The following is a 14,451-nucleotide window of genomic DNA, read 5'->3' on the forward strand; positions in this document are numbered from 1 at the left end:
CGCCTCACTCCGGGTCCTCCGGCCGCTCCCGGGGCGCGCGGTGGCGTCCTCCGCCGGAGCGCCTGGAGGCGCCCTCGCCGTCCGCCCCCTCCGGGCCGGCGTCATCCGGCCCGGTCCTCTCGTCCCCACGGTAGCCGTCGGCGTAGCCGCCCGCGTAGCCGTCGTCGAACGCGGTCAGCCCGGACCCCTCCTCGGCGGGGCGGGGCTCGTCCCGGGCGAGGGGGGCGCCGTCGCCGTCGCCGTCCCGGACGGCGGCGTGCGCCCCGCGGAGCCGGAACCCGGCGACCGCCATCACGACGCCGAAGATGATGGCGTAGACGCCGACCACGAACACGATGGCCTGCGCGCCCTCCAGCGGCCAGAACCACAGGAGGAGGCCGAACACGACGGAGAGCGCGCCGACGAAGATCAGCAGCCACTCCGAGCTGATGTGCGCGCGCAGGCGGATGGCGGTGACGATCTCGGCCACACCGGTGATGACGGCCCACGCACCGATCACGAGCACGACCGCCATGCCGAAGGCGACCGGCCAGATCAGGGCGATCAGGCCCAGCAGGACGCTGACGACCGCCTGGGCGGCGAGGGAGCCCCGGCTGCCCGGCGCGGCGCGGTACGCCGCGTAGCCCAGGGCCGCGCCGTCGACCAGCGCGTAGACACCGAACACGATCGCCAGGGCGACCAGGGTGACCCCGGGCCACACGAGGGCGATCAGTCCGAAGAGCACCGCGGCCGCGCCGCGGAGGACCACAACCCACCAGTTCCGGCTCAGCTCACCGAGCAGGTCACCGGTCAACGCGTACCGGACCATCGTCGCCTCCCCTTCACCAGCACGGCCCGTGCGGGCCACACCCTGCAACTTCCCTCAAGGTCGCACATGGATGACAGACTGTACGCAAAATGCGGGGAAAGGGCGGACTATGTACCGGTAGGGACAGTGCCGCCGCCCCGGCGCGACCGGTACGCGGGTGAACGGAGACGACGGTGCCCGCCCTCGCCTGCGGCGTGGGCGGGCACCGTCGTGCGCCTCGGGCGGGGGCTAGCCCTGGCCCGGGAGGCGTCGCTCGGCGGAGCCGACGTAGTGCTGGCGCGGGCGCGCGATCCGGAAGGCCGGGTCGTGCAGCTGCTCGCGGTAGTGGGCGACCCAGCCGGGCAGACGGCCGATCGCGAACAACACGGTGAACATGTTGGTGGGGAAGCCCATGGTGCGGTAGATGACGCCGGTGTAGAAGTCGACGTTCGGGTAGAGCTTGCGCTCCGTGAAGTAGGAGTCGGCGAGCGCCGCGGCCTCCAGCTTGAGGGCCAGGGAGAACAGCTCGTCCGGGTTCTCGTCCCGGTCGAGGATCTGGCTCGCCAGAACCTTGATCTCCTTGCTGCGCGGGTCGAAGTTCTTGTAGACCCGGTGCCCGAAGCCCATGAGGCGCATCTCGCGCGCCTTGACCTTCTCCAGGAAGTCCTCGATGGAGATGCCCGAGTCGCGGATCTCCTCCAGCATCTCCAGCACGGCCTGGTTGGCGCCGCCGTGGGACGGGCCGGACAGGGCGTTGATGCCGGAGGCGACGCTGGCGTAGATGTCGGCCTGCGAGGAGCCGACCACGCGCACGGTGGCGGTGGAGCAGTTCAGCTCGTGGTCCGCGTGCAGGACGAGCAGCATGCCGACGGCCTTGTTGAACAGGTCGCCGAGCTCGCCGGTGGGGGCCTTGTCCCCGAAGGTCATCCGGATGAAGTTGTCGACGTAGTCGAGCGAGTCGTCCGGGGAGATCGGCGTCTCGCCGATGGAGTTGCGGTAGATGCGGGCCGCGATCGTCGGCAGCTTGGCCAGCAGCCGGATCGTGGCGAGCTCCACCTGGGCGTCGTCGCCCGGGTCCACGCTGTCGTCGTAGTACGCGGCGAGGGTGTTGACGGCACTGGCCATGAGCGCCATCGGGTGGCCGTTGCGGGGCATCGCGTCGATGAACGCGCCCATCTCGGCCGGGATGTCGGCGTTGTCGCGCAGGCCGTCGGAGAACTCCTTCAGCTGGCCGGGCTCGGGGAGCTCGCCGTAGATCACCAGGTAGGCGACCTCCAGGAAGGTCGCGCCCACGGCGAGGTCCTCGATCGGGTATCCGCGGTAGCGCAGGATGCCGGCGGCCCCGTCGATATAGGTGATCTTCGAGCTACACGAAGCGGTGTTGCCGAACCCGGGGTCCAGGGTCGTCATTCCGGTCGACCCCAGCAGGGTCTTCAGCTCGATGGTGCGTTCACCCTCGGTACCGGTGAACACCGGCAGCTTCAGCACGCCGCCCTCGTAGTGGAGCTCCACCGTGCGGTCTTTGTCGTCTTCGCTCATGCCCGAGGTCAACCTTTCCCAGCGGGGGATACGTGAGGTGCGTCAGACGCGGGGCGGTCTGCCGCCACGTTCTTGATTCACTCGTTATTGTTCTGTTTTGTTAAACGACTGTTAAGCAAAATCATATAAGTTTCACCGATTCACGAACAGGTGACATGCAACACATACCCAGACGTGAGAAGAATTACCGCACGGTGAAGATTTACAAACTTTGCCGATTGTCGATTACTCCGTGATCGCCCTGAGACGTCGCAGACGGCACCGGGGGTTCTCCCGGCGTCGTCACCGTCTCCTGTGGTGGTCCCCTGAGCACTCCGCCACCCGCCCGGACCGGCCCCTCGGCGCCCTCTTCACAGAAGTGGACATACCCGAACGAAGCTCAGTGCGGCCAGGTGTTCGAACGCGCCCTAGCGGCCTTCTCTCAGGGTACCTTCGCCCTGATCAAGGGGGTTGACACGGGGTACCCCCTGCTTGGTGATCTTGACCTCTGCCTGCACAACAGCGGTCCCACGGGCACCTCCGGACGCGGCGGAGCGTAGTCCCGATGGGCGTGTGGTGTGCGTGCGGCACGAGAGTTCACACGGGCCCCGGAAGTGGCGGAGCGCTCTCCCCGCACGGCGCCGCCCGGAGCTCGCGCCCTCACCCGGAGCGGTCCCGTGCGCCCCTCCCGGCACACACGGGGGGAGGGACGCGCGGCACGCGGGACGAGGCCGGTCCCGCTCCCGGGCGCCGGCGCCGGTCCCGGACGCCGGCGGAGGACGTCACTCGCCCTCGTCGACGCCGCCCGCCAGCAGGGGCTCCATGAGCAGCGAGGGGTGGTCCCGCTCGATGACCCTCAGCCGCCACTTGTTGTGCACCAGCACCAGGAGTTCTCCGTCGGAGCGGCGCCTGAGCACCTCCGCCCCCGACAGGGCGTGCAGAACGGGGGCCGACTCCTCGTCGGTGCGGCGCGCCACCGAGTAGTCCAGCGGCGACGCCTCCACGGGGCTGCGGAACTCCTGGTCCATGCGGTGCTTGACCACGTCGAACTGGAGCGGGCCGACCGCCGCCAGCACGGGCGCCTGCTCGCCGCGCACGTCGGAGGTCAGGACCTGCACCACGCCCTCGGCGTCGAGCTGGGCGATACCCCGCTGGAACTGCTTGTACTTGCCCGCGTCGACCGCGCGCGCCACCACGAAGTGCTCGGGGGCGAAGCTCGGGATCGGCGGGAAGTCGACCTTGGGCCCGTCGTAGAGGGTGTCGCCGACCGCCAGCGCCTGGGCGTTGACCAGGGCGATCACGTCACCGGGATAGGCGGTGTCGATGGTGGAGCGGTCCGAGCCGAACACCGCCTGCGTGTACTTGGTCGCGAAGGGGCGGCCGGTGGAGGCGTGGGTGAGGACCATGCCGCGGTCGAACCGGCCCGAGCTCACCCGCAGGAACGCCATGCGGTCCCGGTGGTTCTTGTCCATGTTGGCCTGCATCTTGAAGACCTGGCCGGAGAAGGGCTGCTCCACCCTGCGCGGCCGGTCCTTGGCGTCGAGCTTGGCCGAGGGGGCCGGGGCCAGCTCGACCACCGTGTCCAGCAGCTGGCCGACGCCGAAGTTGGACAGGGCCGCGCCGAACAGCACCGGGGAGGACTCCCCCGCCATGAACGACTCGGGGTCGAAGTCGGCGCCGAGCGCCTCCAGGAGCTCGATCTCCTCCTGCGCCTGCACCCAGGCGTCCAGCTCGACCTCGGCCGCCCGCTCGGGCTCCAGGACCTCCTCGACGGCCTTGGTGGCGCCGCCGGGCGTGCGGGTCATCTTCGTGTAGACGCCGCTGGTCCGGTCGACGAGGCCGCGGAAGTCCCCCGCGATGCCCACCGGCCAGTTCATCGGGGTGGGGCGCAGCCCGATGCGCTGCTCGATCTCGTCCAGCAGCTCCAGCGGCTCGCGGCCGGGGCGGTCCCACTTGTTGACGAACGTGATCACGGGCATCTTGCGCGCCCGGCACACGTCGAAGAGCTTGAGGGTCTGCGGCTCCAGGCCCTTGGCCGAGTCCAGCAGCATGATCGCGCAGTCCACGGCGGACAGGACGCGGTAGGTGTCCTCGGAGAAGTCGGCGTGGCCCGGGGTGTCGAGCAGGTTCAGGACGCGGCCGTCGTAGTCGATGCGCAGCGCCGCCGAGGTGATGGAGATCCCCCGGTCCTGCTCCATGTCCATCCAGTCGGAGGTGACGCCCTTGCGGTCGCCCTTGCCGTGGACGGCGCCGGCGGAGGAGATGGCCGCCGCGTGCAGGGCCAGGGCCTCGGTGAGGGTCGACTTTCCGGCGTCGGGGTGGGAGATGACCGCGAAGGTCCTCCGGCGCCCCGCCTCGTGGGCGACCTCTGACTCCTGCTTGGTCACGCCCGCCGTGTCCACACTCATTCCCGCTGTCCGCCCCGCCTCGTGTGCTGTCGTCCGACCGGCCCGTGGGCCCTGTCCAGCCTACGCTCGCCGGGGCGTGCGGGCGACAGGAACCCGGCCGCCGCGCCCCCGCCACCGGCGCGGTTCGGTCCCCGGGCCCGCGCGGCACCGGTGGCCGGCCCCTCCGCCGTGCCCGACCGGGCTCAGTCCCCGGGCCCGCGTGCGGCGCGCCTGCCGAGGTGGCGCTTCGATCCGGCGGTGGTGGGTCCGAGGACCGTCCCGAGGGGGAGGGGCGTGGGCGCCCGCCGCGTGCGGGGGACGGCCCCGACCTGGTGGGCGTCCTCGTAGACGATCCGGCCGGGGTCGTCGGACTCGCTCCTGCGGTGCTCCACGCCGTGGGCGCGGAGCAGGCCCCGGAGGGCGTCGAGACGGCCGGTGAAGTGCGCGCACCCCTCCGTCTTGAACCAGGTCACCGCGCCGACCGTGTTCCCGTCGGCGTAGAACGGAGGGGTCGGCAGAGCTTCCCGGAACCAGTCGTCGACGTCGAAATAGAGGTCCTCCTCGGCCTCCGACAGCCGCCCGGCCCGGCGCAGGTGGTCGACCGCGACGAAGAGGCCGACCCCCGTCCCGAGGCGGCCGATGTAGTCCGCGTGGATCCTGAAGTACCGCGCCACCCCGTCAGTGTGCCCCGGGCGCGCGCCGCGGTCCAGGGGCGGCCGGGCCCCCGGCACGCGGAAGGGCGGGGCCCCTGCCCTCCGGCGCGGGGCGCGCCTGCCGATGGTCCCGGGCACCGACGCGGCGCGGGCGCCCGCCCTCCGGGGCGGCCGTCCCGCAGGGAGGCCGGCGGCCCGGGACGCGGGGCCTCAGGCGCCCCCGGCCCCCTCCACGGCGGCGGTGACACGGCGGATCAGCTCGTCCCGGCCGATGCCGCCGGGGTAGACGGCGACCAGCACGCGCTCCCGCGCGGCCCCCTCCTCGGCGCGCAGCATCGGTTCGGCGGCCCGGCGGACGAACTCCATGGCGGCGTCGAAGCTCGCCCACACCTCGCGCCGGTCCTGCTCCGGGCTGCGCAGCCACGAGCGGAGGACGTGGTTGTGCGCCGAGATGAGCGAGGCGGCGGCCACCCCGGCGGCCAGGGACCGCTCCCCGCCGCCGTCCCCGCCCTCCCGGTCGGCCAGGAAGCGGCTGAACGCCGCCTGGTAGCGGGCGGTCATCGCGACCTCGCGGTCCCGCAGGCGCGGGTGCGCGCGGACCAGCCGGTAGCGCGGCACGGTGATCTCCGGGTCCCCCAGATACCCCTGGAGCACCAGGCGCGCTGCGGCGAACACCGAGCTCAGCGGGTCGTCGGGGGAGGCCTCCAGGTAGCGGACCACGGTCGAGAACAGCTCGTCGTGCTCGGCGAAGAGGATGTCCTCCTTCGACCCGAAGCGCCGGAACAGGCTGCGGCGGCTCACCCCGGTGGCGGCGGCGATCCCGTCCATCGTGGTGGCGTCGAACCCGTTCTCGGTGAACAACCGCACGGAGGCCAGCACCACCTCGCGGGTGGCCACGCGCCCACCCGACCGTTCCCGCGCCATGGCGCACCCCTTCGACGTACGGAAGCTGCCAAGAAGCTATCCGACTGTGTACTTCGCCCTTTCCACCCCCTATTCTGGCACTGGATGCCACAGAAAGGCACGCGGTGCCGGGAAAGGGAATCGGATGAGTGACTTCGACCTGTTCAAGACCACCGAGGAGCACGAGGAGCTGCGCGCGGCCGTGCGCTCCGTCTCCGAGGACAAGATCGCGCCCCACGCGGCCGAGGTCGACGAGAAGAGCGCCTTCCCGCAGGACGCCCTGGAGGCCCTGGTGGCCACCGACTTCCACGCACCGCACATCGCCGAGCAGTACGACGGCGTCGGCGCCGACGCCCTGGCCACCTGCATCGTCATCGAGGAGGTCGCCCGCGTGTGCGCCTCCTCCTCCCTCATCCCCGCCGTCAACAAGCTCGGCACCATGCCGCTGATCCTGGGCGCCTCCGAGGACGTCAAGCAGCGGTACCTGCCCAAGGTGGCCAGTGGCGAGGCGATGTTCTCCTACGGGCTGTCCGAGCGCGAGGCCGGCTCCGACACCGCGAGCATGCGCAGCCAGGCCGTGGCCGACGGCGACGACTGGATCCTCAACGGCCAGAAGTCCTGGATCACCAACGCGGGCGTCAGCGAGTACTACACGGTCCTCGCCGTGACCGACCCCGAGGGCGCCCGCGGCCGCAACATCTCGGCGTTCGTCCTCCACGCCGACGACGAGGGCTTCACCCTGGGCGAGCCCGAGCGCAAGCTCGGCATCAAGGGCTCCCCCACCCGCGAGCTGTTCTTCGACAGCGTGCGCATCCCCGGCGACCGCATCGTCGGCGCCCCGGGCGAGGGCCTCAAGATCGCCCTGCGCACCCTGGACCACACCCGCGTCACCATCGGCGCGCAGGCCGTCGGCATCGCCCAGGGCGCCCTGGACCACGCCGTGGCCTACGTCAAGGAGCGCAAGCAGTTCGGCAAGGCGATCGCGGACTTCCAGGGCATCCAGTTCATGCTCGCCGACATGGCGATGAAGCTGGAGACCGCCCGGCAGATGGTCTACGTGGCCGCCGCCAAGTCCGAGCGCGGCGACGACGACCTGGCCTTCTACGGCGCCGCCGCCAAGTGCTACGCCTCCGACGCCGCCATGGAGATCACCACCGACGCGGTGCAGCTGCTCGGCGGCGCGGGCTACGTCAAGGACTTCCCGCTGGAGCGCATGATGCGCGACGCCAAGATCACCCAGATCTACGAGGGCACCAACCAGATCCAGCGCATGGTGATGGCCCGCCAGCTCCTCAAGAAGTAGGCCGCCGACGTCGGTTTCCGCCGTCACGGCCCGGCCGTGAGGTGACAGCGGCAGACCCCCGGTAACCACGTTCCCGGGGGTCTGCTCCGTCTGTGTCCTGTGCGATCGCCCGCACCGGAACCGGTCGTCGGCCACGCGTCGCCGGGGGCTCGCCGTTCCACCCGCGCCCCGCCCGGGCCCCGCCCGGGCCCGGACGCCCGCGGAGGGCCCTACGGCGGCCCGGCGGGGGTCAGAGGACGGACTCCCGCATGAAGCGGGCCAGCGGGATGGGGTCGCGGTTCAGGGCCGCGCGCACCCCCTCGGTGACCTCGGCGGCCCGGCCCGAGACGGCGGCGGCGAAGCGCTCGTTGAGCGTGTCGATGTACCTCTCGCCCCAGCCCCGGTTGGTGGCGCGGAAGTAGAAGCCCGCCTCGTCCACGGTCTTGAACCGCCACACGGGGCTCTCGGTGCCCTTCGTCCGCTTGACCACCTCGCGGAAGGTGAGGGCCTGCGGGCCCGTCAGCGTGTACTCCCGGCCCCCGTGGCCGCCCAGCAGGGCGGCGACGGCGGTGTCCGCGACGTCGCGGGCGTCCACGAAGCTGACCTCGGTCCGGCGCTTGACGGGGAGTTCGAGGCGGCCGTTGCGTGACCGCGCCAGGCTCGCGAACGTGCCCTCCGTGAAGTCCTGGAACAGCCAGTTGGGCCGCAGGACCGTCCACGTGTGGAACAGGTCCTTGGCCCGCAGCTCGGCGGCGCGCTGGTCCGAGTCGGAGGGCGCGTGCTCGGTGCCCATGGCGGACATGACCACCGCCCTCCCGACCCCGGCGTCGGCCGCCTTCTCCAGGAACCCGGCGACCCGGTTCCCCAGGGCGCTGCCGACCGGCGTCACCACGAAGATGCTGCTCACGCCCTTGAGGACGTCGTCCCAGTTGGAGGTGTCGGTCCAGTCCAGGCGCGTCTGAGAGGAACGGGACGCCCCCGTCGCGGGCAGCCCGCGCCGCGTCAGCTCGGTGAGGACGCGACGGCCCACCATTCCGGTGGCTCCGGTGACCAGTGTGCTCATTGGAACCACCGTACCGACGGCGCGCGGCCGACCGGACACGAACCGCCAACAGGACCGCGATCTCGGGCGCGGACACGGGCCGGCCGGGGCCTGCGGGCGGGCCCGGCCGCCCCCGCCCGGGGTGCGGCTCCGGTCCGTGGGCGCCCGCGCGCCGGGTCCGCCCCGACCGGCCGGCCGCGGCCCCGCCACCTGCCCCGACGACCAAAGTATGGACCTGGCCGCCATCGGTAGGGCGTGCCGCCGGGCGCCTGCCCGGGGCCGGGCTCCGAACGTAGACTTCACAGCGATGAACGCTTCCACGGTGACCGGTGCGCAGCGGTGCAGTGCGCGTGACTGGATCGTGGACCTGTCCATGTTCCTGCTCGCCCTCGCCTACGCGGTGACGACCTCCCTCGAACTGCCCGGGGCCTCTCCCCCCGGCGTCGAGTTCGGCCCGGAGCTGGTGCCCCCGGGGCCGCCGTCCACCTGGTTCGAGGGCGCGGGGCGCCTGGCCGCCTTCCTGGCCTGCCTGTCCCTCTGGTGGCGCCGCCGCTGGCCGGTCCAGCTCGCCGTCGCACTGGTGCTGGTCTCCGTGGTCTTCCCCCTGGCCATGGGCGCGATGCTCATCGCCCTGTTCTCCCTGGCCGTGCACCGGTCGCCGCGCACGAGCCTGGCCGTGTTCGGGGTGGGCGCGGCCACCGCCTACCTGCACGCGGTCCTGTGGCCGGACCCGCACCTGCCGATGCTGGTCACCGTGCTGCTGAGCGTGGCCATCCAGGGCGCCGTCATCGGCTGGGGGCTGACCGTCCACCACCGGCGCGAGCTCGTGGAGTCGCTGCGCGACCGGGCCGTGCACGCGGAGACCGAGGCCCAGCTGCGGGCCGAGCACGCCCAGCACCAGGTCAGGGAGGCGATGGCCCGGGAGATCCACGACGTGCTCGGGCACCGGCTGTCGCTGCTCAGCGTGCACGCAGGAGCCCTGGAGTACCGGCCCGACGCCCCGTCCGAGGAGGTCGCGCGCTCGGCGAAGGTGATCCGGGAGAGCGCCCACCAGGCCCTCCAGGACCTGCGGGAGGTGATCGGCGTCCTGCGCGCGCCCGTCGGGGAGCTCCCCCAGCCGACCATGGCCGACCTCCAGCAGCTCGTGGAGGAGGCCGACGAGGTCGGCGCCCGCGTGGAGTTCGCGGAGGAGTACACCGGGACGGTCCCGGAGCGGACCGGCCGCACCGCCTACAGGATCGTGCAGGAGGGCCTGACGAACGTGCGCAAGCACTCCCCCGGCGCCGACACCCGGGTACGGGTGAGGGGCGCCCCCGGCGAGGGCCTCGTGGTGGAGGTGCTCAACGGCCCCTCCCCCGAACCGCCTCCCCCGACCGCCGGCGGGGGTTCGGGCCAGGGCCTGGTCGGCCTGGCGGAGCGGGTCTCCCTCGCGTCGGGGCGCCTGGAGCACGGGCCGGCCGCCGGTGGTGGCTGGCGCCTGTCCGCCTGGCTACCGTGGCCCGTATGAGTCGAACAGAGCGGGGAGCCAGGGAGATCGGGGTGGTGATCGTCGACGACGACGCGCTGGTCCGGGTCGGCCTGGTGATGATGATGGGCGGCGCGCCCGACATCCGGGTGCTGGCCGAGGCCGAGGACGGCGGGTCGGTCCTCGGCCTGGTCGAGCGTTACTCCCCCGACGTGGTCCTGATGGACATCCGCATGCCGACGGTGGACGGCCTGACGGCGACGGAGCGGCTGCGCTCCCTGGAGGACCCGCCCGAGGTGCTGGTGCTGACCACGTTCGACGCCGACGAGCACGTGCTGCGCGCGCTGCGGGCGGGCGCGGCCGGGTTCCTGCTCAAGGACACCCCTCCGGCGGAGATCGTGGAGTCGGTGCGGCAGGTCTCGCGGGGCATGTCGGTGCTCTCCCCCGCCGTGACGCGCCGCCTGGTCGACCGGGTGGGCGCGGGCGACCACGGGGCACGGGCGGGCCGGGCGCGCGAACGGCTGGCGGCGCTGAACGGCCGTGAGCTGGAGGTGGCGGTGGCGGTCGGCGAGGGCCGGTCCAACGCCGACATCGCCTCGCGCCTCTTCCTCAGCGTGCCGACGGTCAAGACGCACGTGTCGAGCATCCTGACCAAGCTGGGGCTGAACAACCGGGTGCAGGTCGCGCTCCTGGTCCACGACGCGCAGCTCCTCGACGGCGGCGGCTGAGACCCCGCCGCGGCGGTCCGCGCCCCGCCTCCCCGGGGCGCGGGTTACGCCGTCCCCCCGTCGGGCAGGGCCGTAACGAGGGCTCCTCGGAAGGACTGCTCCGCGGGAAGGGAGGATCGGATGGACGACAGCGACTACTACCCCGGCGTGCTCGACGCCGTCATGGAACAGGTCCGGAGCCACATCGGCGAGGGGCGGGTCGCCGACTACATCCCCGAGCTGGCCGACGTGGACCCGGACGAGTTCGGGTTCTCGATCGCCACCGTGGACGGCGGCATGTACAGCACCGGCGACCAGGCGCGCACCCGCTTCTCCATGCAGAGCATCACCAAGGTGTTCACCCTGGCCCTGGTGATGCGGGGCCACGCGGGGTCCGACGTGTGGAAGCGGGTGCACCGGGAGCCGTCGGGCAACGCCTTCAACTCCCTCCACCAGCTGGAGTTCGAGAACGGCGTTCCGCGCAACCCCATGATCAACCCGGGGGCGCTCATCGTCACCGACCAGCTCCTGTCCGACACCGGGGACGCGGTCGGGGAGCTGCGGAAGCTGCTGTGCGAGGAGACCGGCGACCCCGACCTGCACACGGACAACCTGGTCGCGGAGTCCGAGTCCAGGAGCGGCGACCGCAACCGCGCGCTGGCCTACCTCATGGCGAGCTTCGGCAACATCCGGAACCCGGTGCCGGAGGTGCTGGACCACTACTTCCGGCAGTGCTCCATCACCGTCAGCTGCGAGGAGCTGGCCAGGGCCGGCCTGTTCCTGGCCCGGCGCGGCAGGCGGGCGGACGGCTCGGAGCTGCTCAGCGTCTCGGACACCCGCCGGATCCTGGCGGTGATGCTGACCTGCGGCACGTACGACGCCGCGGGGGAGTTCGCGTACCGCGTCGGGATCCCCTGCAAGAGCGGGGTGGGGGGCGGCATCCTCGCGGTCGTCCCGGGGCGGTGCACGGTGGCGGCCTGGGGCCCCGGGCTGGACGCCAAGGGCAACTCGGTGACGGCTGCCCTCGCGCTGGAGGCCTTCACCGACGTCACCGGCTGCTCGGTGTTCTGAGCGGCGCGCGGAGCCGGGACGCGTGGGCCGGGGCCGGGACGCACGGGGCCGCCCGGTCCGGGGAGCCCGGAGGCGATGAGTTCCGCCGCGCCGCCGGGTCCCAGTCCGTGTACACCCGACCACCCTCGTCCGAGGAGGACGCCATGACCGCCACCTACACCTTCGACGTCTTCTCCAGCCTCGACGGCTTCGGCTCCTACGGCGGGGACGGCGACTGGGGAGGCTACTGGGGCAAGCAGGGCCCGGAGCTCCTCGGCCACCGCCTCGCCCTGTACGACGCGGAGCAGCGGATGGTCCTCGGAGCGACCACCTACCGGGAATTCGCCCGGATGCTGGGGCCGGACCCCGACGCGGGCGACCCCTGGGTCGCCCGGATGAGGGACCTGCCCCTGACGGTGGTCTCGACCACCCTGGAGGAACCCCTCGACTGGCCGGGCGACGCGACCGTCGCCCGCGGCGGCGCCGTCGACGCCGTCGCCCGGCTCAAGGAGGAGTCCGCGGTCCCGCTGCGCTCACACGGCAGCCTGTCGATGAACCGCTCCCTGATGGCCGCCGGCCTGGTCGACCTCGTCCAGGTGACGATCTTCCCCGTGATCACCGGCCGCACCGGAACGGCACCGCTCTTCCGGGGCGCGGCCGACTTCGACCTCGACCTGGTCGACCACCGGACGCTGGACGGCCGCGTCCAGGAACTCGTCTACCGGCCCGCCCTGCACGCCTGAGGCCTACCAGGTGCCGACCTCCAAGAACACTCCCACGGCCCTGTGCCGAGACGGCTTGACCGAAGCCGCTCGACATCCCTGGGAGCGCCCCGGCCGGGTCAGGCGTCCGGGTCGAAGGTCTGCGCCATGTGGTCCAGCATCTCCCGGTTGAGGTCGGGGTGCTCGTTGCTGGCCACGAGGAACAGGGCGTAGCCCCTGTCCTCGGTGTGGAAGCCCCGGTTGATGCCGTGCATCCGGCCGCCCCTGCCGTCGTAGGTGAACTCCCAGTCGGCCGCGCTGACGTAGTCGTCGGCCCAGTCGGCGTCGACGTCCTCGATGCCGACGAGTTCGTAGCCGGGGAAGTTGCCGCGCACGCCGGGCTCGGCGGCGCGCCAGTCGTCACCGGCGTCGGGGTTGGGGCTGTCCGTGTACTCCACGAGCAGGTAACCGCCGTCGGGGTTGCGGAAGTAGACCTGGACCCCCGACCGGTCGATCTCCCAGTCCTCGGGGACGTCCACGGCGAAACCGTTCTCGTCCTCGTGGCGGACGAGGTGGTCCCACCTGTCGTCCTCCTCGTCCTGCTCCTCCTCCGGGTCCGCGTCCTCGGCCCCGGAGGAGGCCTCCGGCTCGGAACCGGGTTCCGCCGAGGGCTCGGCCTCCTCCGACGCTCCGTCCCCGCCCTCCGCGGACGGTTCGACGGCGGCCTGCTCGGAGTCGCCGACGAGTCCGGCGCCGGTGTCGCCGGACCGGTTGACGGCCACCAGGACGCCGGTGGTCGGGCCCCCGACCAGCAGGACGAGCACGAGGGCGAGGAGCAGGAGGGGCCCCCGCCGCCGACCGGGGCCGCCGCCGGAGGGGCGGGGGGCGGGCGGCACGGGGACGGGCGCGGCGGACTCGGCGCGCGCCTCGGCCGCGGCCGGCCCCTCCGCGGGCCCCGTCGCGGCCGGGGCCGGCGCCACCGCCGTGGCGGGGGTGTCGGAGGCGTCGCGGATCTCGCGGAGCCACGTGCGGACCTCGCTCACGGACGGCCGGTCCTCCGGCCGCTTCTCGCACAGCGACTCCAGGACCGGGCGCAGCGGGCCCGCGTTGACCGGCTCGGGCAGGTCCTGGGTGACGATGGCGGTCAGCGTCGCCATGGGGGTCGGCCGGTCGAACGGGAGCGTGCCCTCGGAGGCCTGGTAGAGGGTGATGCCCAGGGCCCACATGTCCGAGGCCGGGGTGGCGGAGTGCCCGTGCGCGATCTCCGGCGCCAGGTAGCTCGGCGACCCGATCAGCAGGCCGGTGCTGGTGAGGTGGGTGGAGCCGTCCAGGTGGGCGATGCCGAAGTCGGTCAGGACCGCGCGGTCGTTCCCGGCGATGAGCACGTTGCCCGGCTTGATGTCGCGGTGCACGATGCCCCGCGCGTGCGCCTCGGCCAGCCCGGCCGCCATCTGCTCGCCGATGTCGGCGACCCTCTTCGCCGACAGGGCCCCGTCGGAGCGGATGAGGTCGCCCAGGGAGGGGCCCAGGACGAGTTCCATCACGATCCACGGGCGGCCGTCCTCCTCCGCCACGTCGAACACGGTGATGATCGAGGGGTGGCTGAGCTGCGCCGCGCTGCGCGCCTCTCGAAGCATCCGGGTGCGCAGCACGTCGACCTCGTGCGCGGGGAGGTTGGGGGGCGTGGTCAGTTCCTTGACCGCGACGGGGCGGTCGAGGAGGGTGTCGGTGCCCCGCCAGACGCGCCCCATGCCGCCGGCTCCGATGACCTCGTCCAGGCGGTACCGGTTGGCCAGGACACGGCCGGGGTCGGCTTCCGAGCTGTTCGTCAAGGCGCGATTCCTCTGTGGGGGAAGGCGGTGTGTGAGGGTTCCGGGACGCGGAGGGGAAGGTCGGGGGTCGCCACGATTCTAGGAGCCCGGGGCGACTCCTGCCGCTCTTCCCCGGGGCGGCATG

General features: G+C 72.5%; 12 protein-coding genes. 5 read left to right on the forward strand and 7 right to left on the reverse strand.

The window, feature by feature from the left end:
* Positions 1-4: 4 nt before the first annotated feature.
* The 5 genes from OUQ99_RS29205 to OUQ99_RS29225 all read right to left on the reverse strand — a co-directional run bounded on the left by OUQ99_RS29205 (position 5) and on the right by OUQ99_RS29225 (position 6,269).
* Complete coding sequence (locus OUQ99_RS29205; protein WP_267946972.1) at positions 5-808, reverse strand: HdeD family acid-resistance protein; 804 nt, start codon at positions 806-808, stop codon at positions 5-7.
* Positions 809-1,036: 228 nt separating this feature from the next.
* The gene (locus tag OUQ99_RS29210; protein WP_267946973.1) at positions 1,037-2,326 is read right to left on the reverse strand and encodes a citrate synthase; all 1,290 of its coding nucleotides are present in this window, start codon (positions 2,324-2,326) and stop codon (positions 1,037-1,039) included.
* A gap of 761 nt (positions 2,327-3,087) precedes the next feature.
* Positions 3,088-4,713, reverse strand: a complete 1,626-nt coding sequence (locus tag OUQ99_RS29215; protein ID WP_267946974.1) for a peptide chain release factor 3 — start codon at positions 4,711-4,713, stop codon at positions 3,088-3,090.
* A gap of 182 nt (positions 4,714-4,895) precedes the next feature.
* Entirely contained in the window at positions 4,896-5,366 is a 471-nt protein-coding gene (locus tag OUQ99_RS29220; protein WP_267946975.1) for a hypothetical protein, read from the reverse strand.
* A 189-nt stretch (positions 5,367-5,555) separates the two neighbouring features.
* The gene (locus tag OUQ99_RS29225) at positions 5,556-6,269 is read right to left on the reverse strand and encodes a TetR/AcrR family transcriptional regulator (RefSeq protein ID WP_267946976.1); all 714 of its coding nucleotides are present in this window, start codon (positions 6,267-6,269) and stop codon (positions 5,556-5,558) included.
* A gap of 124 nt (positions 6,270-6,393) precedes the next feature.
* On the opposite strand from OUQ99_RS29225, the gene OUQ99_RS29230 reads away from it, so the two are divergent.
* On the forward strand, positions 6,394-7,551 hold the full coding sequence (locus OUQ99_RS29230) for an acyl-CoA dehydrogenase family protein (protein WP_267946977.1): 1,158 nt from the start codon (positions 6,394-6,396) through the stop codon (positions 7,549-7,551).
* 229 nt (positions 7,552-7,780) lie between these two features.
* Here the strand turns inward: OUQ99_RS29230 and OUQ99_RS29235 are convergent, their stop codons facing one another.
* Positions 7,781-8,593, reverse strand: a complete 813-nt coding sequence (locus tag OUQ99_RS29235; protein WP_267946978.1) for an NAD(P)H-binding protein — start codon at positions 8,591-8,593, stop codon at positions 7,781-7,783.
* 286 nt (positions 8,594-8,879) lie between these two features.
* Between OUQ99_RS29235 and OUQ99_RS29240 the strand changes: the two genes are divergently transcribed.
* The 4 genes from OUQ99_RS29240 (at position 8,880) to OUQ99_RS29255 (ending at position 12,537) form a co-directional block, all read left to right on the forward strand.
* Complete coding sequence (locus OUQ99_RS29240; protein ID WP_267946979.1) at positions 8,880-10,079, forward strand: sensor histidine kinase; 1,200 nt, start codon at positions 8,880-8,882, stop codon at positions 10,077-10,079.
* The gene (locus tag OUQ99_RS29245; protein WP_267946980.1) at positions 10,076-10,765 is read left to right on the forward strand and encodes a response regulator transcription factor; all 690 of its coding nucleotides are present in this window, start codon (positions 10,076-10,078) and stop codon (positions 10,763-10,765) included. The genes OUQ99_RS29240 and OUQ99_RS29245 overlap by 4 nt, the downstream gene beginning before the upstream one ends.
* A gap of 120 nt (positions 10,766-10,885) precedes the next feature.
* Positions 10,886-11,815 (forward strand): glutaminase, encoded by a 930-nt coding sequence (locus OUQ99_RS29250; RefSeq protein ID WP_267946981.1) that lies wholly within the window; start codon positions 10,886-10,888, stop codon positions 11,813-11,815.
* A gap of 143 nt (positions 11,816-11,958) precedes the next feature.
* On the forward strand, positions 11,959-12,537 hold the full coding sequence (locus OUQ99_RS29255; protein ID WP_267946982.1) for a dihydrofolate reductase family protein: 579 nt from the start codon (positions 11,959-11,961) through the stop codon (positions 12,535-12,537).
* Between the two features lie 98 nt (positions 12,538-12,635).
* Here OUQ99_RS29255 and OUQ99_RS29260 read toward each other — a convergent pair whose 3' ends face one another.
* Positions 12,636-14,327: a serine/threonine-protein kinase gene (locus OUQ99_RS29260; protein WP_267946983.1), complete on the reverse strand. Its 1,692-nt coding sequence runs from the start codon at positions 14,325-14,327 to the stop codon at positions 12,636-12,638.
* Positions 14,328-14,451: the final 124 nt, after the last annotated feature.

Source organism: Streptomonospora nanhaiensis, from assembly GCF_026642255.1.
GTDB classification, from domain to species: Bacteria; Actinomycetota; Actinomycetes; order Streptosporangiales; family Streptosporangiaceae; genus Nocardiopsis; species Nocardiopsis tropica.